Annotated in this window: 14 protein-coding genes; 9 read left to right on the top strand and 5 right to left on the bottom strand. The window is 73.9% G+C overall.

Features of this window, described 5'->3' with window-relative positions:
• Positions 1 to 8 precede the first annotated feature (8 nt).
• Complete coding sequence (locus ABD126_RS03200) at positions 9 to 1,019, top strand: hypothetical protein (protein WP_343932056.1); 1,011 nt, start codon at positions 9 to 11, stop codon at positions 1,017 to 1,019.
• A gap of 44 nt (positions 1,020 to 1,063) precedes the next feature.
• On the opposite strand, the gene ABD126_RS03195 is transcribed toward ABD126_RS03200, so the two are convergent.
• From ABD126_RS03195 to ABD126_RS03185, 3 genes are read right to left on the bottom strand one after another with little or no spacing between them, the layout of a single operon-like run.
• Positions 1,064 to 2,980 (bottom strand): M48 family metalloprotease, encoded by a 1,917-nt coding sequence (locus tag ABD126_RS03195; protein WP_343932055.1) that lies wholly within the window; start codon positions 2,978 to 2,980, stop codon positions 1,064 to 1,066.
• Positions 2,977 to 3,459, bottom strand: coding sequence for a hypothetical protein (locus tag ABD126_RS03190; RefSeq protein ID WP_343932054.1), 483 nt, complete (start codon positions 3,457 to 3,459; stop codon positions 2,977 to 2,979). Before ABD126_RS03190 ends, ABD126_RS03195 begins: the two co-directional genes overlap by 4 nt.
• 18 nt (positions 3,460 to 3,477) lie before the next feature.
• Positions 3,478 to 4,017: a hypothetical protein gene (locus tag ABD126_RS03185; protein WP_343932053.1), complete on the bottom strand. Its 540-nt coding sequence runs from the start codon at positions 4,015 to 4,017 to the stop codon at positions 3,478 to 3,480.
• A 234-nt stretch (positions 4,018 to 4,251) separates the two neighbouring features.
• Between ABD126_RS03185 and ABD126_RS03180 the strand changes: the two genes are divergently transcribed.
• From ABD126_RS03180 to ABD126_RS03170, 3 genes are all read left to right on the top strand, one after another.
• On the top strand, positions 4,252 to 5,325 hold the full coding sequence (locus ABD126_RS03180; protein ID WP_343932052.1) for an LLM class flavin-dependent oxidoreductase: 1,074 nt from the start codon (positions 4,252 to 4,254) through the stop codon (positions 5,323 to 5,325).
• On the top strand, positions 5,322 to 5,897 hold the full coding sequence (locus ABD126_RS03175; RefSeq protein ID WP_343932051.1) for an FMN reductase: 576 nt from the start codon (positions 5,322 to 5,324) through the stop codon (positions 5,895 to 5,897). The genes ABD126_RS03180 and ABD126_RS03175 overlap by 4 nt, the downstream gene beginning before the upstream one ends.
• Before the next feature lie 84 nt (positions 5,898 to 5,981).
• The gene (locus ABD126_RS03170; RefSeq protein ID WP_343932050.1) at positions 5,982 to 6,707 is read left to right on the top strand and encodes a GNAT family N-acetyltransferase; all 726 of its coding nucleotides are present in this window, start codon (positions 5,982 to 5,984) and stop codon (positions 6,705 to 6,707) included.
• Between the two features lie 30 nt (positions 6,708 to 6,737).
• Here ABD126_RS03170 and ABD126_RS03165 read toward each other — a convergent pair whose 3' ends face one another.
• Complete coding sequence (locus ABD126_RS03165; protein ID WP_343932049.1) at positions 6,738 to 7,037, bottom strand: DUF1540 domain-containing protein; 300 nt, start codon at positions 7,035 to 7,037, stop codon at positions 6,738 to 6,740.
• A 257-nt stretch (positions 7,038 to 7,294) separates the two neighbouring features.
• Between ABD126_RS03165 and ABD126_RS03160 the strand changes: the two genes are divergently transcribed.
• The 5 genes from ABD126_RS03160 (at position 7,295) to ABD126_RS03140 (ending at position 20,307) form a co-directional block, all read left to right on the top strand.
• Positions 7,295 to 9,076, top strand: a complete 1,782-nt coding sequence (locus tag ABD126_RS03160; protein WP_343932048.1) for a serine/threonine-protein kinase — start codon at positions 7,295 to 7,297, stop codon at positions 9,074 to 9,076.
• A complete protein-coding gene (locus ABD126_RS03155; RefSeq protein ID WP_343932047.1) occupies positions 9,073 to 10,329 on the top strand; it encodes a serine hydrolase domain-containing protein in 1,257 nt (418 codons plus the stop codon). The genes ABD126_RS03160 and ABD126_RS03155 overlap by 4 nt, the downstream gene beginning before the upstream one ends.
• 237 nt (positions 10,330 to 10,566) lie before the next feature.
• Positions 10,567 to 12,114 (top strand): outer membrane protein assembly factor BamB family protein, encoded by a 1,548-nt coding sequence (locus ABD126_RS03150; protein WP_343932046.1) that lies wholly within the window; start codon positions 10,567 to 10,569, stop codon positions 12,112 to 12,114.
• Complete coding sequence (locus ABD126_RS03145) at positions 12,111 to 15,005, top strand: amidohydrolase family protein (protein WP_343932045.1); 2,895 nt, start codon at positions 12,111 to 12,113, stop codon at positions 15,003 to 15,005. Before ABD126_RS03150 ends, ABD126_RS03145 begins: the two co-directional genes overlap by 4 nt.
• Before the next feature lie 40 nt (positions 15,006 to 15,045).
• Positions 15,046 to 20,307: an NACHT domain-containing protein gene (locus ABD126_RS03140; protein WP_343932044.1), complete on the top strand. Its 5,262-nt coding sequence runs from the start codon at positions 15,046 to 15,048 to the stop codon at positions 20,305 to 20,307.
• Here ABD126_RS03140 and ABD126_RS03135 read toward each other — a convergent pair.
• On the bottom strand, positions 20,257 to 20,910 hold the full coding sequence (locus ABD126_RS03135) for a GNAT family N-acetyltransferase (protein ID WP_343932043.1): 654 nt from the start codon (positions 20,908 to 20,910) through the stop codon (positions 20,257 to 20,259). The genes ABD126_RS03140 and ABD126_RS03135 overlap by 51 nt on opposite strands.
• Positions 20,911 to 20,918 lie beyond the last annotated feature (8 nt).

Genomic DNA, 20,918 nt, shown 5'->3' with positions numbered 1-20,918 from the left:
GGGGTCTGATGAAGAGGACGAGCGGGCAGTTGGCTGTCGTCGTGGGCACGGTCGTGGCGGTGTTGTCGAGCACGGCCGCGGCGCAGGCGGCGACGAGCGGACCGGTAGTCCTGCCCGGCTGCGCCGGCAGTTCCGCCTCCGACGTGAACAACAGGGGCGTCATCGTGGGCGTGAGCTGCGGCCAGGCGGTCCGATGGGACACGAAGGGGCGGTACACCGCGATCGACACATCGGGAAGCGAGGCTGTGTCGATCAACGACCGGGGAACGGTGGCGGGTCTGGTCAACGCTTCGTCGGGCTCCGCGCGGGCGGTGCGCTGGGAAAGGGACGGGCGCCGTGTTGTGCTGCCGGTCCCGCCGGGCACGCTCCAAAGCTTGGCCCGAGCGATCAACAACTCCGGCTCGGTGGTCGGGGTGCTCGACGTCGAGCCGCCGGGCCTTCCCCGGCAGCGCAGCAAACCCGTGCGGTGGGCTGCGGACGGGACGATGTCGGAACTCGAAGTCAGCCCGGTCAACGACTACACGGTCATCGCGGACGTCAACGACTCCGGTGCCGTCGTCGGCGTCTCGGCGACCTCGGCTGCCGGGGAAACGGCTACCCTCTGGGACCCGCAGGGCCGGTTGACCCACCTGCCGCCGCTGGTGGAAGGCCGCGCCAGCGGTGCGTACGGCATCAACGACGCCGGCACGGTGGTGGGCTTCGCCATGGCCGCCGACGGCGCCTGGCACGCCGTGAAGTGGGACCGGCACCAGCGCATCACCGACCTGGGCTCGCCGCCACCCTGGAACGGGTCGGTGGCGCAGGCGATCAACAACCGCGGCCAGGTGGTGGGGCTGGCGGCCACCACGACCGGGCGGTACCACGCCGTCGCCTGGGGCCGGCGCGGCGGTATCACGGATCTCGGTGTCTTGAGCGGCGACTACGGCACCACGGCGGCGATCAACGATTTCGGCCTGGTCGTGGGGGCCGCCCAGACGGACGACTTCGCCAACCACGCGGTCTACTGGCGACTGCGCTGACCGTGGGTGCGGGCGATGCCCCTGGCCGGACCGACCACCCGCGCCTACGGCGTCGGCGGTGCCAGGACCTCGCGCCGTGTGCGCGGAGCCGTCGCGAACTGTCGCAGCAGCGACGCCGCCGCGGCCGCCGGGAGGCTCGTGAACAGTGCGGTGGTTCCCGTCGCGCGCACCGTGATCAAGACCGAGTAGAGGTCGAACGGGTGACCGGCGACGGACCACACGACCGCCAAGCCGGCCGTCGCGACGAGGCCCGTGGTAGCGGCGGCGGCGATGCCGAGGACCGCTCCCTCGCGTCGCGACGCGCTCGCGACGGCCGCGGCGGCGGTCGAGAGCGCGACACCGGTCCACACCGCACCGAGGTAGAACCGCCAGGCCGCCTCGTCGGTCGCGAAGGGGTCGGTGGTCAGGAGCAGCGCGACCGCGCCCATCGTGGCGACGGCGCCCGCCGCGGTCCCGGTCAGCACACCCGTGCGCAACGCGCCTGGCGCGCGCGCGAGGAGGAGCACGGCGGCGATCGCCAGGGCGAGGCCGGCGGCGGTGGTGACGGGGTCGCCGAGGAACGCCAGGGCCAGTTCCCCGCCGAGGGCCGCCGCCGCGCCCTCGGCGACCGCCAGGGCGAGCGCCAGCGCCCCGGGCACCACCAGGCCCGCTCCGGCCGCACCGGCGACCACGACGGTCCCCGACCGTCGAGCCGGGCGCGCGTGCAGCACGTCGACCAGGAGGACGAGCAGGGCGCCGCCCGCGACGGTGCACACCAGCACCTCCGTGAGAACGTGCGCGAACAGCGCTTGGCCCGCCGGCAGCCCGGTCACCGAGAGCGAGGTCACCGCGCCCGTGCCCGCGCCCGCGATCAGCGCCGCGATCGCGCCCGCCACAGCGCGCGGTCCGAGGACACCGCACCCCGCGGCGCGCACCACCACGGCGGCGACCGCGGCGCCGAGACCGGCGTAGGCGAGGGCGTGGGAGAGCCTGTCCGCGCTGAGCACGTCCAGGCCGGTGAGCGCGATGACGAGTTCCTTCAGCAGCGGCTGGGCGGCCGTGGTGAGCGCTCCGACCGTGAACAGCTCACCCGGCGTCGCTCGGCCGAGGACGTTCGGCTCGCGCACGACCGCGGCGCGGCGTGCGGGCGCGGGGTGCAGCGCGAACCACCGGGCCACGCCCCGCCGCGGTGCTCGGCGTCGCGCGGCGTCGGTGAACCGGTCCGCGTCCTGCCACGGCGGGCTGGACCACGAGGCGGCGCGGACGTCGGCGTAGTGCTCGCGTGCGCGGAGCACTGCGGCGCGCACCATGCGCACCGCGACCACGAGCAGCGCGGCGCGCACCAGGAAGTCGGGCAGCATGGAGAGGTCGCGGTCGGCCACCCGCCACAGCACGGGCACCGCCAGCAGCCCGACGACGACGTGGCCGGCGACCCGTGCCGCCGCTGCGGGAACGATGTCGTGGTTTCGCACGTGCGCGAGTTCGTGCCGCATGAGCATGTCGAAGACCGCGGGGTTGCGCCGGGCGAGGCCGAGCGCCGCGGGGGCGACCTGGATGCGGTAGCGCCCCGGCAGGCCGTAGGCTCGCACGCCCGTCCCCTTGGCCGTCCGGTTCCACACCAGGCGGGGCGGTCTGCTCAACCCGGCGGCGGCGGACAGGTCCGCGAGCCTGGCGCGAGCGACCCGGCCCATGTCCTCGGGCACATCCACCAGGCCCCGGCGGCGTTCGGACACCGCCGGAGTGACCGCGGCGAGCACCAGCATGGCGAGCACCGCGACCAGAGGCGGAACGGCGAGCCACACCGGCGGCGCCACCATCGCGGGCAGCCCAGTGCCGCTGCCGAGGTACAGCCAGTCCCCGACGAAGACGCCCGCCATCAGCACGACGGCCACCAGCATCGCGACGCGCAACGTCGTTGCGGCCGGGTAGGCCAGCACGCCGGCCGACCACGGACGCGCGGGCGCTCGGCCGGTGCGGGTCATGACGCCCCCGCTTCCCCGATCACGAAGCGGCCGGCGACGGCGTCGGCGGCCGTTTTCGCCTCCTCCTCCGACTTGCCGGCCCTGATGAGGACCTCGTAAGCGGCGTCGCGGACGCGCTTGACGACGTCCGGCGGAATGGGTGCGATGCCCCGCTCCCGTCGGTGCAGCAGGCGGTGCAACCAGTCCGAGAAGGTGGTCTTCAGCTCGTCCTGAAGGGACTTCGCGAACGCTTCGGCGATCAGCGGCAGCCCGACCTGCGCCGCCAGGACGACGCACGGGATGAGCGAGGGGATGAGGTACTCCCCGAAGGCCAGTTCCTCGTCGCCCGGTTCCGCGTCGGGAACACGGCCGTCCAGGTAGGCGTCGCGGTGGGCCGAGAAGACGTCGACCTCCTCCGGCGCGGCGTCCCGCAGGGCGGCAAGGACGAGGTCGCCTTGGAGTTCGCGCTCCGCTTCCGGCGTGATGGTCGATCCGGTCACAACGACACCTCCATGGCGTCACATCCGGTCTTTGATCGCTGCGCAGGACGGCGCCCCGGAGCTCGCGGCGGCGAGGTCCTCACCGCTCACCCCGAGCTGCTCGAACGCCTCGTTCACGTGCTGGCTCGTGGCCGACGGATCCACCATCGCCTCGGCGAGGGCCTTCTCCTTGGCCGCGTGGTGGGCGACCGCGCCGGCCAATCCCTTCAGCGGGGGCCGGTCGGCGCCGGGCAACGCCGCCAGCGCGGTGGCCGCGGTGAGCAGGACCTGGGCGGCGGCGAGGGTGTCCGCCTCCGGATCGACCCCGCCGCCCGCCGTCCGGTCCTGGTAGGCCTCAATCGCTTGCGCGCAGATGGCGTCCGCGCGAGCCAGCCCGGAACTGCCGGTGTCCCCTGTGGGCGCGGGTGCCGAGAACCGGGTCGTGGTCCGCGTCGGTGCGGGCGTCGAAGACCGGCTCGTCGTCGAGGTCGGCGCGTTGGAAGGCGCCGGCGGCATGGTCGTGACCGAGCTGCATGCCGTCACCGTCACCGCCACGACCACCACGAGAACCACTCGCATCGCGCGCTCCTCACCTCGGCCCCACGTCGATGGTCTGTGGCGGGGCTCACAGCGGACAGGGTCCATGGAACCTGTGGGCCAGGGCGCTTTGACCTGGACGGCTCCTCCATGTGGGTGACCCTCGCCACACGCCCCGGCGTGGTCCGCGCCACCCGGCGACACCGGAATAGCGATCGAGGCGGTACTGTTGTGCGCAGTAGTTGAAAGTACAACTACTTGGACCGAGGAGCGGCTATGCAGTTCGGTGTCTTCACCGTCGGCGACGTGACGCCCGACCCCACCACGGGCCGGACGCCGACCGAGGCCGAGCGCATCAAGGCGATGGTCGAGATCGCGCTGAAGGCCGAGGAGGTCGGCCTCGACGTGTTCGCGACCGGCGAGCACCACAACCCGCCGTTCGTGCCGTCCTCGCCCACCACGATGCTCGGCTACATCGCGGCGCGCACGCAACGCCTCGTGCTGTCCACCGCGACCACGCTGATCACCACGAACGACCCGGTCAAGATCGCCGAGGACTACGCGATGCTGCAACACCTGGCCGACGGCCGGGTGGACCTGATCATGGGTCGGGGCAACACCGGGCCCGTGTACCCGTGGTTCGGCAAGGACATCCGCGACGGCATCGACCTGGCCATCGAGAACTACCACCTGCTGCACCGGTTGTGGCGCGAGGACGTCGTGGACTGGCAGGGCCGCTTCCGCACGCCGCTCCAGTCGTTCACCTCGACGCCCCGCCCGCTCGACGGCGTGCCGCCGTTCGTGTGGCACGGGTCGATCCGCAGCCCGGAGATCGCGGAGCAGGCCGCCTACTACGGCGACGGGTTCTTCGCCAACAACATCTTCTGGCCCAAGGAGCACTTCCAGCGGCTGATCAACCTCTACCGGGAGCGCTACGAGCACTACGGGCACGGCGCCGCGCACCAGGCGATCGTCGGACTCGGCGGCCAGGTGTTCATGCGCCGCAACTCCCAGGACGCCGTCCGCGAGTTCCGCCCGTACTTCGACAACGCCCCGGTCTACGGCCACGGCCCGTCGCTGGAGGACTTCCAGGCGCAGACGCCGCTGACCGTCGGCAGCCCGCAGGAGGTCATCGACAAGACGCTGACCTTCCGCGAGCACTTCGGCGACTACCAGCGCCAGCTGTTCCTGATGGACCACGCCGGCCTGCCGCTGAAGACGGTGCTGGAGCAGTTGGACCTGCTGGGCGAGATCGTGCCGGTGCTGCGCCGCGAGTTCGCCGTCGGCCGGCCCGCGGACGTGCCGGACGCCCCCACCCACACCGCGCGCGTGAAGGAGACCGTGAAGTGACGACCCTGGCCGTGGTGTCGGCGGGTCTCGGTGAGCCGTCGTCCAGCCACCTGCTGGCCGACCGGCTCGCCGCCGCCGTGGAGCGCGGGCTGCCCGTGGAGCTGCGGTCGTTCCGCTTGCGGGACGTGGCGCGGGACGTGGCGGACAACCTGGTGACCGGCTTCCCGAGCGCGCGTTTGAAGGCGGTCGTGGACGACGTCGTGACCGCCGATGGCCTGGTGGTGGTGACGCCGACCTTCAACGCGTCGTACAGCGGGCTGTTCAAGTCGTTCGTCGACGTGCTGGAGCCGGACGCGCTGGTGGGCAAGCCGGTGCTGATCGCGGCGACCGGCGGGACCGAGCGCCACTCGCTGGTGCTGGACCACGCGTTGCGGCCGTTGTTCGCATACCTGCGGGCGATCGTCGTGCCGACGGGCGTCTACGCCGCGTCCTCGGACTGGGGCGCGCCGCAGGGCCTGTCGGACCGCGTCGAGCGGGCGGCGGGCGAACTGGCGGGGCTGCTGGAGGGCCGGGTGGCGACCAAGCCCGCGGACACCTTCATCCCGTTCGACCAGCTGCTCAACCGGCGGTAAGGGCCGGTGCGGGCCGTCTTGTCGGCCCCCGGTGAGACACTGGAACCGGGGGCCGGAGGCCGACCGGGCGCATAGAGTCCGATCATGACCTCCGTCGTCCCCGCCTCCCTGGCCCTCGCCACGCGCAACTCCGACGTCCTGCTCACCGTCCTGGCCGAGACCCGCGGCCACGAGCTGCTGCGCCGCGACGGCTTCTCCGCGATGATCGGCCCCGGCCTGCTGCGCGTGCTGGTGCTCGACCCGGAACCCGGCCCCCGCGCCATCGCCGAGATGGGCGACCTGGTGGCGGCGGCGGGGGAGCGGCGCGTGACGGTCGAGGACTCGTTCGGGGTGCTCGACTGCGCGCCGTGGGGGTTGGCGGGACGGGAGCTGCCGGTCATGGTGCGCCGGCCCGGACCCGTGGCCGCGCCGGCGTCGGGAGTGCGCGAAGTCGGAACCGCCGAGCAGGTCGCCGTGTTCGAGCGAGTGGTGCTGGACGGGTTCCCGCTGCCCGGGTTCGCGCCGGGGGAGGCGTTCACCCCCGCCCTGCTCGACCGGCCTGAAGCGCGGATGCGCCTGGCGGAGCGCGACGGGGAGGCGGCCGGCGCGTGCCTGTCCATTGCGGACGGTCGGGCCACCGGGCTGTACTGGGTGACCACCCTGCCCGAGCACCGCTCACGGGGCGTCGGGCGGGCACTGTTGAACGCCGCGCTCCACGGGTGCGACGTGCCGGTCACCCTCACCGCGACCAAGGCCGGTCGCCCGCTGTACGACTCGTTCGGCTTCGACGTCGTGGCGCAGGCCAGGTGGTGGTCGAAGCCGACGGCGTGACGCGCGGGGCGGCCGGCCTTCGGGGTCGATTCACCGCGGCGCGTAGGTGAGGCAGTTCGCCGCGTGCCCGCCCTCGCCCGGACCCACCCGGATGTCGGGGGCCGTGCATTCCAGGTCGCGGTTGTAGGTGCAGTCCGCGCGCTGACAGGCGCCGACCTGCGCGATCACCCGGTCCAGGCCGCCCTTGCGCGACAACGGGATGAACGTCCCGCAGTCCGCCGCGCCGTTGTGGCCGCTCACGGTGATGGCGAAGGCGTGGCAGCCGTCGTGGTTGTACGAACAGCCCGCGACGGTGCACTCGCTGACATGGGGCATTTCAGTGGTGGTCATGCCGGCTCCTCGGTCGTTTGTTTCGCCGATTCGAACACTGCCGCAGCTAATCCATGGTCGCAACACGGGAATGATTAGGTTAGCCTTACCATTCATTTCTTTCCGTGGTCGTGACCGGTATTTCCGGGTCCACGGGAGCGGTCGGTGTGCGCGACACACCACGGGGCGCTCGCGGACGGGGCGGGGCATGGCCGGCATCGTGGTCGGGTACACACGTTCGACGGTCACCGGATCGGGCGGACGAGATCACCGAGGGGATGGGGGAAGTGGTGGAGCAGCGGACCGTCGCGGGCCGGTACCGGTTGACGGACCGGATCGGCGCGGGTGGCATGGGCGTGGTCTGGCGCGCCGAGGACACCCGGTTGCGACGCATCGTCGCGCTCAAGGAGTTGGCGACCCGCAACGGTTTCGACTCCGACTCGGTGCGCCGCGCGGTCCGCGAGGGCCGGATCGCCGCCCGGCTCCAGCACGCCAACGTGATCGCGCTCTACGACGTGGTCGAGGACGACAACCGGCCGTGGCTGGTGATGGAGTACCTGCCGTCGCGCAGCCTCGCGGCGATCCTGGCCGAGCGCGGCACCCTGCCGCCGGACGAGGTGCGGCGGATCGGCGCGCAGCTCGCGTCCGGCTTGGCGGCGGCGCACGCCTCCGGCGTGGTGCACCGCGACGTCAAGCCCGGCAACGTCCTGGTGACCGAGTTCGGCACGGTCAAGGTCACCGACTTCGGCACCTCCCGCGTGGCGGGCGAGGGGACGATCACGGCGACCGGCATGCTCGTCGGCACCCCCGCCTACCTGGCCCCCGAGGTCGCGCGCGGCGAGGAGATCGGGTTCCCGGCCGACGTGTTCGGCGTCGGCGCGACCCTGTACGCGGCGCTGGAGGGCGCACCGCCGTTCGGCACGGACGGCAACCCCATCCTGCTGCTGCACAAGGCGGCCGAGGGCACGTACCCGCCGCCGCGCAACGCCGGGTCGCTGGAACCGGTCCTGACGCGGCTGCTCGACCCGGACCCGGAGACGCGGCCGACGATGGCCGAGGCGGTCCGGATGCTCAGCGAGGAGTCGGCGGACCCGGCCACCGTCCTGGCCGCGGCACTGCCGCACGCCCCGGCGACCAAGGTGATCGTCCCGCCGGCCCCGGAACCATCGAAGGAGACCCCGGCCGACGCACCACCGGCCGACGCACCACCGGCCGACCCGCCGCCGGTCGACACGTCCGCTGAGAGCGCGCCAGCCGCCGAGGACGCCGCCCCGCAGAAAACCCCCGAGTCAACTGCCGTCGAGCCACCCGCCGCCGCACCGACCCCGGACAAGGGCAACCCGCCCACGACACCGGCTGCCAACCCGCCCACGGCCACCCACAACCCGCCCACGCCGCCAGCCGCCGGCTCGCCGGCACCGCCCGCCGCGGCCCCGGCGGCTGCGATCCCGCCCGTCACGCAGCCCTACGAGGACCCGGCCGAGCAGCGCGACCGCAAGCGCGCCGTGGTGCTCCTGGCCGCCGCCGTCGCCGTGCTGCTCGCCGTGGTCCTGGTGATCGCCCTGGTCAACCGCGACAGGACCCCCGACGACCAGACCGCCAACCCGACCAACCCGACCACGACCGCCGCCGAACCCAGCCCCCAACCGCAGCAGCCCCCGGCCACCTCCGAGGACCAGCAGCCGACGACCACCGCCCAGCCGACCACCACCGCACCCCCGACCACCACGACGACCGCCGCGCCCCAGCCCCCGGCCGGCGGCGCGGACAAGGGCCTCGCCGACTACTACGCCCTGCTCCCCGGCGACACCCAGGGCGGCTGGAACCGCCTCACCGAGAAGTTCCGCACCACCTGGAACGGCGGCCAGTCCTTCGCGCAGTACCAGAGCTTCTGGGCGGGCATCGCCGCGGTGCGGCTCACGGACGTCAGCCTCCAAGGGCCGAACGAGGTCGCCGCGAACATCACCTACACCCGCACCGACGGCGGCACCGAGAGCTACTACCACGTCTACACGCTCGTGCAGGTCAACGGCGTCTGGATGATCGACAACCAGCGATGACCCCCGACGACCTCCACGACCTCGCCGCCCGCCACGGCGTCCCCGGCGCACAGGTCGGCACCCTGACCCCCGACGGCATCAGCGTCCTCACCACCGGCGTCACCAGCCGCGCCACCGCCGTCCCCGTGGACGAGGACACCCTGTTCCAGTACGGCTCCATCACCAAGGTCTGGACGACGGCTTTGGTCCTGCAACTGGTCGACGAAGGCCGCCTCACCCTGGACACCCCGGTCGTGGACGTCCTCCCGACCTTCCGGATCGCCGACCCCGAGCACACCGCCGCGATCACCGTCCGCCACCTGCTCACCCACACCAGCGGCATCGGCGGGGACGTCTTCACCGACACCGGCGACAACGACGACTGCCTGGAGCGCTACGTCGACGCCCTCGCCACCGTCGAGCCCGTCACCCGCCCCGGCGGCCCGTTGAGCTACTGCAACTCCGGGTTCGTGGTCGCGGGCCGGATCGTGGAGGTCCTGCGCGGGGTGTCCTGGGACGACGCCCTGAAGGACCACCTCCTCGACCCGCTCGGCCTCGACCACGTCATCACCCGCGTCCGGGACGCCCCGCTGTTCCGCACCGCCGTCGGCCACGAGAACGGCGCGCCGGTGAAGCGCTGGATGCTGCCGCGCGCGCTGGGACCGGCCGGGTTGATCACCGGCACCGCCCGCGACCTCCTGCGGTTCACCGCCGCCCACCTGGGCGACGGCGCGGCGCGGCGGATGCGCGAGGAGCAGGTCAGCCTGCGCGCGGTGTCCACAGTGGACATCGGCTGGGGGTTGGGCTGGGCGCTGGCGGACTGGGCGGGCGTGGCGTGCGTCCACCACGGCGGCCGGACCATCGGGCAGGCCGCGAAGCTGTGGGCGTTCCCCGAGCGCGGCCTGGCGCTGTGCGTGCTGACCAACTCGCCCGACGGCTCCGGCCTGGCCGAGGAAGCGGTCGCGCTGTTCGCCGCCGAGCACGGCCTGGTCCCGCCGGAGCCGCGCGTGGACGCCGACGCCGACCTCACCGGTCTCGAGGGCGTCTACGAGACGCTGCTGACCCGCCTGACGCTGACCCGCGACGAGCACGGCTTCCACCTGGAGGTGGCCGGCGAGGGCGTGACCGAGCCGAGCAAGCCCGTCCAGCCGATCGGCCGCGGCCGGTTCGTCGTGGACCTGAACGGCGCCCGGCGGGAGTTCGCCCACCTCGAACACGACGGCGCGGACTTCCTCTACCTCAACCGGCTGTTCCGCCGCGTGACCGCGCCCTGACCGACCGCGCCCTGACCGCCTACGCCCTGACCGCCCGCGACACGCCCGCCGGGAGTAGCACGCCATAGGGCCTTTCGGCCTTTCAGAACACGCTGCCGTCCTCGCTGTCGCCGACCCTCTCGGCGACCGGCCCGGCCAACCCGTCTTGTTTGGGATTGGTGTGTTCGGACCACCACGAACCGTTGCGGTGTCGGTACTTTGAGTGACAGGCCGCCACTGACGAGGAGTGGACGTCCTGTGCCCAAACGAATCCTCTACGCCGCCGCGGTGCTGGTCCTGCTGCTCGGCGGCACGTCCGCCACGGCCGCGCCCCGCCACGGCGACTGGCCCACGTGGCAAGGTGACAAGGCGGGGACGCGGTTCAACGCCGCCGAGCACCGCATCACCCCGCGCACGGTGGACAAACTGAAGCTCAAGTGGGCTTTCGCCTACCCCAAAACGGGTTTCCCGGTGAAGAGCCAGCCCGCCGTCGTGGGCGGTGTGGTGTATTTCGGGGGTCCGGAAGGGAAGTTCCACGCGCTGGACGCGAAGACCGGCGCGACCCGCTGGACCTACGACCTGCCCGGCGGCGTGGTCATCGACGGGCCGTCGGTGGCGCGGGGCAAGGTGTTCTTCGGGGACAACCGGGGCTTCCTGTACGCCCTGGACCAGCGGACCGGGAAACCGGTGTGGCTCAAGGACACCGAGCCGCACGAAGCCGGCATGCACACCAGCTCCCCGCTCTACCACGACGGTCGCGTGTACGTCGGCGCGTCCAGCGGCGAGAACATCAACCCCGACCGGAACTACCCGTGCTGCACGTTCCGCGGTCACGTCGACTCGTTCGACGCCGACACCGGGGACCTGGTGTGGCGGTACTACACCGTCCCCGAACCTCAAGCCGTCGGCACGTGGCCCAGCGGCGCGACCCGTTACGAGCCGTCCGGCGCGGGCGTGTGGAGTTCGCCGGTCGTCGACCAGCGCACCGGCACCCTCTACGTCGGCACCGGCAACCTGTACTCCGGCACCACGGGAGACTTCGACACCCTGCTCGCGCTGGACGCGCGCAGCGGCGCGGTGCGGTGGAAGCAGAAGGTGACCAAGGCCGACACCTGGCGGCTGCTGTGCGGGTTCCCCGACGCCGAGGGCTACTGCCCCGGCCAGAAGGACGGCACCGCGCTGGACTACGACCTGGGCGCGACACCGACCCTGTTCACCTCGGGAGGGCGCACGATGGTCGGCATCGGCCAGAAGAGCGGCGTCTTCCACGTGTTCGACGCCCGCACCGGGCAGGTGGAATGGCGGCGGCAGCTGTCCACGCCGATGCCCGGCGGCGGGCTGACCGGCATCCAGTGGGGCAGCAGTTTCGACGGCCGCCGGCTCTACATGGCCACCTACATGGCCAACCCCGGCACGGTGTTCGCGCTCGACCCGGCCGACGGCGACGTGCTGTGGCAGACGCCGAACCCGGCGGACGGCTGCACGACCGGCGGCGCGGCGCAGCACCCGACGGTGTGCCAACGCGCCCACACCCCGGCGGTCACCACGACGCCCGGCCTGCTGTACGAGGGCAGCAACGACGGCAAGATGCGGGTCTACGACTCCCGCACCGGCGAGGTCCGCTGGCAGTACGACACGATCCGCGAGTTCGCCGGGGTCAACGGGCTGACCGGGCACGGCAGTTCGATCTCCGGCAACGGCGGCGCGGTGGTGGCGGGCGGGATGCTCTACGTCCAGTCCGGCTACTGGCCGTCCTACCCCAGCGCGCACGGCAACGTCCTGCTGGCGTTCGGGGTGGACCCGTGACCCGGGTGGCCGGTGCGGCGGTGGCGCTCGCGCTGGTGGTGACGCCGCCCGTCGCCGCCACGCCGGACCGGCCCGTCCGGGTGACGGTGAGCGAGGGCACGAACCTCGCCGTTACCGCGTCCGCCACGCACCTGGTGGTCGACCTCCAGGGCGAGCTGTTCTCGCTGCCGCGCGACGGGGGCCGGGCGACCTCGCTGGGGCACGACCTCGACCCGTTCTGGCCGGCGTTCTCGCCGGACGGCACGCGGCTGGCCGTCCAGTCGTTCGCGGACGGCATGTTCCACCTGCGCACGCTCGCCCCGGACGGCGGCGACGTGCGGCAGGTGACCTCGGGCGAGCACGACGACCAGCACCCCGCGTGGTCACCGGACGGCACGCGCATCGCGTTCACCTCCGACCGCGCGGGCACCGAGGACATCTGGTCGGTGGACGTGCGTTCCGGCGCTCTGACGCGGGTCACCACGGCCGCGTCGCGCGAGTCCCAGCCGACGTGGTCGCCGGACGGCCGCAGCATCGCCTACGTGCGGGACAACGCGGTCGAGAGCATCGACCTGACCACGTCGGCGGTGACGACCGTGGTCCCGGCGGGCGCCGGGTTCGTCGGCGCGCCGTCGTGGTCGCCGGACGGGCGGCGGATCGCGTTCGTCCGGTCGAACCGGCTGTTCGTGGCCGAGTCCGGGGCGGTGCGGCAGGTGGGCGAGCTGACCGACGTCTTCCCGTTCCCCGCGCGGTGGTGGTCGGCCGACGAGGTGGTGTACGGGGCGAACGGGCGGATCAGGGTGTCCGACGTGCGCGACGGCGCGACCCGGGTGGTCCCGTTCACGGCGACCTTCACCCTCCAGCGGGACCGCTACGCGCGCAAGCGGCCCGACTTCGACTCGCGGCGGCCCCGGCCGGTGCGGGGGATCGTCGGCCCCGTCCTGTCCCCGGACGGCCGGACCGTGGTGTTCAAGGCGCTCAACGACCTGTGGTCGCTGCCGGTCGGCGGCACACCGCGCCGGCTCACGCACGACTCCTTCTACGAGACCGATCCGGCGTGGTCGCGCGACGGGCGGCTGGCCTACGCCTCGGACAAGGCCGGCACCCAGGACCTGTACGTGGGCGAGCGGCGGGTCACCTCGCTGCCCGGCGCGGAGGTCGCGCCCGCGTGGTCGCCGGACGGGACGGCCCTGGCCTACCAGGACGAGAACCACCAGACCTTCACCCTCGACCTGGCCTCCGGCGCGGTGCGCCGGGTCCTCGGGCCGCAGAACGCGCCGGGGCGGCCGAGCTGGTCGGCGGACGGGCGCACGCTCGCCCTCACGGTGTCGGTGGCCGAACGCAACCAGATCCTGTTGGTGGACGTCGCTTCCGGTGCCACGCGGACGGTCGAGCCCGCGCCCTACGCGTCGATCTCCACGCGCGGTGACGACGGGCCGGTGTGGTCGCCGGACGGCCGTTCGCTGGCGTTCTCCATGCACGGCACGCTGTGGGTGCTGCCGGTGGACCAGTCCGGCGCACCGACCGGGCCGGCGCGGCGGGTGACCCACGAGGCCAGCGACGCCCCGTCGTGGTCGGCGGACTCGAAGTGGTTGCTGTACCTGAACAACGGTCGACTCAAGATGACCACTGTGGACGGTGCGGTGCGCGAGGTGCCGGTCGGGTTGACGTTCACGCGGGCGCAACCGTCCGACCGGACCGTCATCCACGCCGGGAGGTTGTGGGACGGGCGCGACCCCGAGCCGCGCACCGACGTGGACATCGTCGTGGTGGGCAACCGGATCCAGCGGATCGAACCGCACCGCCCCGACCGGCCGCGCGACGCCCGGTACGTCGACGCGAGCGGCCTCACCGTCACGCCGGGGCTGATCGACCTGCACGTCCACCAGGAGATGCGGTCGCGGTTCGTCGGCGACCGGCAGGGTCGGCTGCTGCTGTCCTACGGCATCACCACCACCCGTTCGACCGGCGACCCGGCGTACCGGGCGCTGGAGGACCGGGAGTCGCTGGACGCCGGGGCCCGCACCGGGCCGCGGTTCTTCATGACCGGCGAGATGCTGGAGGGTTCGCGGGTGGGCTGGGAGTTCGCCCGTCCCGTGCGCGACGAGCGGCAGCTGGAGCTGGAGCTGACCCGCGTGCGCGAACTCGACTACGACCTGGTCAAGACCTACGAGCGGTTCCGCGTCGACTGGCAGGCGCGGGTCACCGGGCGGGCGCACCGGCTGGGCGTCCCCACCACCTCCCACTACCTGCACCCGGCGGTCGCGCACGGCGTGGACGGCAAGGAGCACGTGGCCGCGCCGTCCAAGTGGGGCTTCGGGTTCGCGCGGGAGCGGTCGGCCGGCGGGGTGTACGAGGACGTGCGCAAGCTCGCCGCGCACCTGCCGATCACCACCACGTTGTTCAGCTCGGGTTCGCTGCTGGCCGACGACCCGGGCATGGTCACCGACCCGCGCGTGCGCACGCTCTACACCGGTCAGGAGCAGCGGGCGCTCAACGCCAAGCTGCTGTGCGCGCAGGGACGCGGTCCGTGCGGGTTCCTCGACGGCACCGCCGAGCAGGCGCGGCGGGACGTGGAGGTGGTCAAGCGGCTGCGGGAGGCCGGGGGAGTGGTGCTGGCCGGCACCGACGCGCCCCTGGACAGCACCGCGCTGAGCCTGCACCTGAACCTGCGGGCGCTGGTGGAGTACGGGCTGACCCCGTTCGAGGCGCTGCGGGCGGCGACCCTGGACAACGCCCGCCACCTGGGTGTGGCGTCCGACCTGGGCAGCGTGGAGGAGGGCAAGCTGGCCGACCTGGTGGTCGTGGGCGGCGACCCGTCGCGGGACGTGGCGGCGCTGGCGGACGTCCGCATGGTCGTGCGCAACGGCGTGCTGTCCACTGTGGACGAACTGCTGGAACCCTACCGCTGAGCCGCACTTTTGCGGCCCGGCGGCGTGGGACCATGCGTTCGTGGACCAGGAGATCGCCAACCACATCGCCGGCGGCGCGCACGGCCCGACCGTCCAGGCGGGCGTGATCGAGGGCGGCGTCCACTTCCACGTGGCCGCCGCCCCGCCGGCCGAGCCGGTTCTGCCGGCCGAGCCGGGTGTGCCGGCCGAGCCGGGTCTGCCGGCCAAACGGGGCCTGCCGGCCGAGCCGGGTCTGCCGGCCGCCGTCCGGTCGTTGCTGCACGCCCAGGTCGGCGCGGCGCACGACCTGCCGTACCGGCTGCCGGGCGCGCGGCGACCGTCCCTGGCCACCGTGTACGTGCGCCAGGACCTCGGCGCGGGCGGCGAGGAACCGCGCGCCGAGGTCCCCCGCCCGACCCCGATCGTGGACGGCCACGGGCAACTGGTCGAGGTGCCGCGCGCACCGGTCGTTCGGGTGGCCGTGCGCCCGCCCGCGCGGACCGTGCGCGAGGCCCTCGACGGCGACGAGCACCTCGTGGTGACCGGTGGCGCGGGCCAGGGCAAGTCCACGCTGTCGCTGCGGCTGGCCGCCGACCTGGCCGCCTGGTGGTGCGGGGCCGGCGACAACCCGGTCACCGAGCCGGTCGTGCCGCTGCGCCTGACCGCCCGCGAGCTGGCCGCCCGCCTGGACCTGCCGTTCTCGCGGGCCCTCGCCGACAGCGCGCACGCGGAGTACGGGGCGCTGCTGCGCGCGCCGGTGACCCCCGAGCTGCTGGCCGACCGCGTGGCGGGCCACCGGTGGCTCCTGCTGGTGGACGCCCTGGACGAGGTCGCCGACGCGGCCGACCGCGACCGCCTGGTGACGGTCCTGGCGGCGTGGGCGGCCGACGACGCGCCGTACCGAGTGGTGCTGACCACCCGACCGGTCGAGGGCGCGGCGCTGGCCCCGCTGCACCGCATCGGGGCGGCGCGCTACGAGCTGCAACCGTTCGACGAGGAGGCGCTGCGCTCGTTCGCCCGCAACTGGTTCGCCGCCGACCCGGACCTGGCCCACCGGTTCGTCCGCCAGGTCCAAGCGGCCCACCTGGACGAACTGGTCCGCGTGCCCCTGCTGGCCACCATCGCGGCGATCATCTTCGAACAGCGCGCCGACCGCCCGCTGCCGGACAACCAGTACGAGCTCTACGAGTCCTACCTGTCCTTCCTCCGCTCGGCGCGGACCCCGACCGGCCCGTTCGAGCCGCACCGGGAGCCGTTGCTGGAACACCTGGGCCGCATCCGCCTGGAGACCGACGGCTCCCTGATCGACGCCGCCCGGCACTGGGTCCACACCCACCTGCCGGTCGCGTCCCTCCCGCCGGACTGGCCGGACGCCCTGACCGCCTTCCTGGTCTCGGTCGGCCCTCTGACCATCCGAACAGGTGATCTCCGCTTCCTCCACCACAGCTTCGCCGAACACCTGGCGGCCACCTCGATCGCCCGCTCCCTGCCCGTCACGTTCACCCCGGACCACCCGGAGTTCGTCCACACCCTCTACGCGGCCCGCCCCCGCGAACGCGGCCACTTCGCCCGCTCGGTCCTGCTGCACCACACCCACCTGCGCCCCACCGAAGCGGACCCGCTGATCACCCGCCTGCACGCGGGCGACGCCGAACACCACCTCCTGGCCGCTCGCCTGCTGGCCAGACGGGTGCCCGCGAGCGCGGGGGTGGTGGACGCGTTCCTGGAGACGGTGTGGGGCTGGGCGATGACCAGCCTGCACCCGGGCGCGGAGATCCTGGCCCAGGCGAGCCGAGCCACCCACCACCCGGGCCTGGCCGACTGGCTGACCAGGCTGATGCGCACCCCCGCCGCCCCGCTGGACTCCCGCACCGAGGCGGCGTCGGCCCTGGCGTCGCGCCTGCGCGGGTCGTGGACGGGCGAGGCGGTGGCGTTCCTGACCGCTCTCGTGGACGACCCGGACGCGTCGGTCGCCGAACGCCTGGCCGCCGCGCAAGCCCTGGCGGACTGCGGTGGCGGCGAGCGGGAGGCCGCCGAACGCGGTCTGCGGGCGGTCCTGGAGAACCCGCGCGCGTCCGGTTACCGGTGCCGGACGGCGGCCGTGGTCCTCGCGGCGTTCGGCCGGGAGGCGCGGGCGTACGCGGTGCAGGCCCTGAACCGCCTGGTCGAGGACGGCACCACCCCGCCGGGCGACCTGGTCGAAGCGGCGACGGGCCTGATCGAGATCGGCCCGGAGTTCCACGAGCGGGCCGCCGCCGTGTTCAGGTCGGTGCTGACCGACCCCGTCGACAGCGCGACCGGTCGCCGCGACGCCGCGTTGGGCCTGGCGTCCCTGGGCTCCCGGCACAGCGCCGAAGCCGCGTCCGCCCTGGTGGCGCTGGCCCGCGACCGCCGCCGCACCTACGGTCACCGGAGCTGGGCGGCGGCGGTCTGCGCCGAGTTGGGGCCGCAACACCGCACGCCGGCGGCGGAGCTGGTGATCGCCATGCTCGCCGAACCGGACGTCACCTCGGTCGACCGCTGGAATTGCGCGCGGAGCCTGGGCGACCTGGGTGTGCCGTGGCGCGAGCGGGCGGCCGTGGAGCTGCGGAAGGTGATCGCCGACGGGGCCACGACGGTGAGCGTCGCGCAGTTGAGCGCGGAGTCGCTCAAAGACCTCGGCCCCGAGCACGTCGCCGAGTCCGCCCGCGAGCTGCGGCGGCTGGCCACCGAGGCGCAGATGACCGAGTCGGACCGCATCAATGCGTGGGGGCGGCTCACCGAACACGCGGAGCCGTACCGCTCCGAGGCGTTGCGGGAGCTGCGCTCACGGCTCGTCGCGCCCGGCCTGTCCGGCGAGGACCGGTGCCTGGTGGCCGAGCGGCTCGTGCGGTCGGGGCCGGAGTTCCACGACGAGGTCCGGGAGTGCCTGCGGTCGGTCACCGGAACGGAGTCGGACGCCGGGACCGTCGCGCAGGCGTGGGCGGCGCTGGTCGACCTGGACGCCGAGCTGCGGGCCGAAGCGCTGTCCGTGGTCGAGGAGGCCGCGCGCCGGCGGTCCGGCCGCCTGGCCGCCGTGCTCACCCACCTCACGGCCCTGCCGTCGTCGGACGAGGAGCGCGACCGGGTCGCCGCCCTCCTGCTCGACGTCCTGGCGGACGGCACCCTGGACTTCAACAGCCGGCTGGGAGCGATCGGCGAATTGCTCCAACTGGGGCGGTGCCACCACCGCGCGGCGGTGGATCTCGTGTGCGCGCTGGTTCGTTCCGTCGCCGACATCCCGTTCGACCTGCCCTACCTCGCTCGCCTCCTGGTCGACCTCGGGGTGGAGTCGCGGGCGCGGGTGGCGGACGCGTTGTGCGAGCTGTTGCCGCGTGCGGTCACCAGTGACTCGGCGGTGCGGCTGGTGACCGCGCTCGACGTGCTGGGCTTCGGCTCCCGGCCGGAGGTCGTGCCCGCCCTGCGCGCGGTGCTCGCGGACGGTTCCGCGGTTCTCCACACCCGGTTCGAGGCGGCGGTGGCGTTGGCGCGGCGCGTGCCCGAGGAGGCCGACGCGTTGGCCGCCGCCGTGCTCGAACCCGAGGACGACGAGAACCATCCCAGGGCGTTCCAGCGGAGGGCGGCGGAGCTGGCCGGCACGGGTGCCGACGTCACGACCGGGCTGCGGGCCCTGTACCGGAACGCCGACACGCCGCGCTGGGTGCGGGTGGTGGCCGCCGCGCTGCTGCACGACCTCGGTGCCGAGGAGGGGGCGCTGGACGAGGTGCGGCGCATCGCGGAGGACGAACACCTGGGGGTCTCCGAGCGGTGCACCGCGCTCCTGCTGCTCGCCGGCCGGGACGCGGCCGTGGCGGAGACCGTGCCGGCGTTCTTCGCCGCGGTGGCCGCGGACGGTCGGGAACCGGTGGACGACCGCACCTTCGTCGCCCAAGCGGTGGCGCACTTCGCGGCCGAGCACGTGCCCGCCGCGCTGGCTCTGCTGCGGTCGTGCGCCGCCGACCGGTCGGTGGCCGCGACCGACCGCGCCCTGTGCGTCCAGCGGCTGCGCGACCTCATGGTGACCGAGGAGGTCGAGGTCGAACGGCTCGCCGGCGAACTGCTCGCGCACCCGCCGGTCCGGTGTCGGTCGCGGCGGCTGGTGTCCCTGCTGAGCCGGTCCCACCGGACGGAGGTCGAGCGCGACCTGCTCACCGACCGGGCGGTGCCGCTGGAGGTTCGCGTGCCCCGGCGGGACGTGTGGGACGACCTGCCGTTGGCCGCCGAGACCGAGGCAGAGGTCCGGGACGTGCTCGCCGGGCCGGAGACCTCCGTCGAGGAGGAGGTGGCCGCCGCGACCGCCCTGGCGCGGTTGTCCGGCCGGTTCGTGCCCGAGGCGTCGCGCCGGCTGGCGGCGCTGCGCTCGCGCGGGGCCCGCACCGCCTTGGTCGAACTGGGGGCCGCGCAGTGGCGGCACGTCGTGGCGGAGGCGGAGCGCGAACTCGTCGACGGCTCGCTGCCCCTCCGCGACCGGGCCTGGGCCGCGCTCGTGGTCGCGAAGACCAGGCGGGACCTGCCGCGGTCCACCGTCGGGGCGATCCGGGAACTGGCGGCGGAGGCGCCCGACCTGGCGCGGCTGCGCCTGCGCTGGGCGTTGCGGAAGGTCGACGGCCTCGACCCGGTGCGGGCGCTGCGCGACGACGCGGCCATCCCGTCCGGCGTCCGCCGGAACGCGGCGCGCCGGCTGACGCCCTACGACGTGGCCGACCGGGCGGCGGCGTTCTCGGTGCTGCACGGGATCGCCACCGATCCGGGCGAGAAGGTCGGGCTGCGGCACAGCGTCGCGCTGGACCTCGCCGGGCTCGGCGCGCCGGGTCGGGAGCAGGCCGTGGCGGTGTTGCGGGCGATGGCGACCGGGGAGGAGTTCCCGGTCGGTGCGCGGATCTGGGGCGCGCGCGGGCTGCTGGAGGTGGCTCCGGCGTGTCGTCGGGAGGCGATGGTGTTGTTGCGCGGTTTCCTCGGCACGCCGAACCCGTTGCTGCGCCGACGGGTCCTGTGGGGCATCGGGCAGCTGGAACCCGTGGAGGCCGCGGTCGGGTTGGCCGCGATGGCGTCGAACCCCGCCGTGGCGGCGGTGGCTCGGGTGCGGTGTGCCGAAGGCGTGGTGGACCTGTGGCCGCGGTGGCGGGAGAAGGCGGTGGCGGCGGTCCGGGCGGTGGCGGTGGACGGGTCGGTCGCCCGCCACGTTCGGCGGCGGGCGGCGCGGGACCTCGCGTTGTGGAGTGAGCTGTGCCGGGCGGAGGCGCGGGCGCTGCTGTCAGCCCTGGGTGGCGATCACGACCGTGGCCGCCAAGCTCCAGCCGAGTGAGGTGTAGAGGGACCGGCCTTCCGGGCTGGCCACGAGGATGCCGGTGTGGGCGCCGTGCGACGCCGCCTCGGTGATCAGGGCGCCCATGACGACCGTGCCCAGGCCCCGGCGGCGGTGGTCGGGCTGGGTCTCGATGCGGTCGGGAACGGCGTGACCGTCGACCACCGAGGCCTGGCCGCCGGCCGCGAGAGCGTCGCCGTGGCGGACCTCGGCTTTGAGCAGAGCGCCGGTCGCGGTGGTGGTGACGCGGTAGGGCTCGGCGGGGGTGCGGGTCGGGTGGTCGGCCAGGGCGCGGGTCATCAGGTACTCGTGGGTGGCGCGGGGCCGCATGCCGGCGGCGTGGAGGGCGTGTTCGACCTCTTCGGGCCGGGTGGTGGCGACCGTGACCCAGGTCGTCCGCGTCGCGGCGGCGGCTTCCTCGGCCAGGGTGCGGACCGTGGCGTCGTCGTCGTGGAGTGCGATGATCTCGCGGTAGCGGGTGGCCTGGTCCTGGACGGAGTGCAGACCGCCGCGCGCCTCCTCGGGGGTCGCCCAGCCGCGGCACTCGCGCCAGCCCCGTTCCCAGCGGCGGACGAGGTCGGTGAGGGTGGTCTGCGTGGTCATGGGGTCCT

The sequence above is a fragment of the Saccharothrix mutabilis subsp. mutabilis genome, from assembly GCF_039521145.1.
Lineage (GTDB): Bacteria > Actinomycetota > Actinomycetes > Mycobacteriales > Pseudonocardiaceae > Actinosynnema > Actinosynnema mutabilis.
The sequence above is the reverse complement of the archived record's forward strand: the minus strand, read 5'-3'. Positions and strand labels throughout refer to the sequence as shown.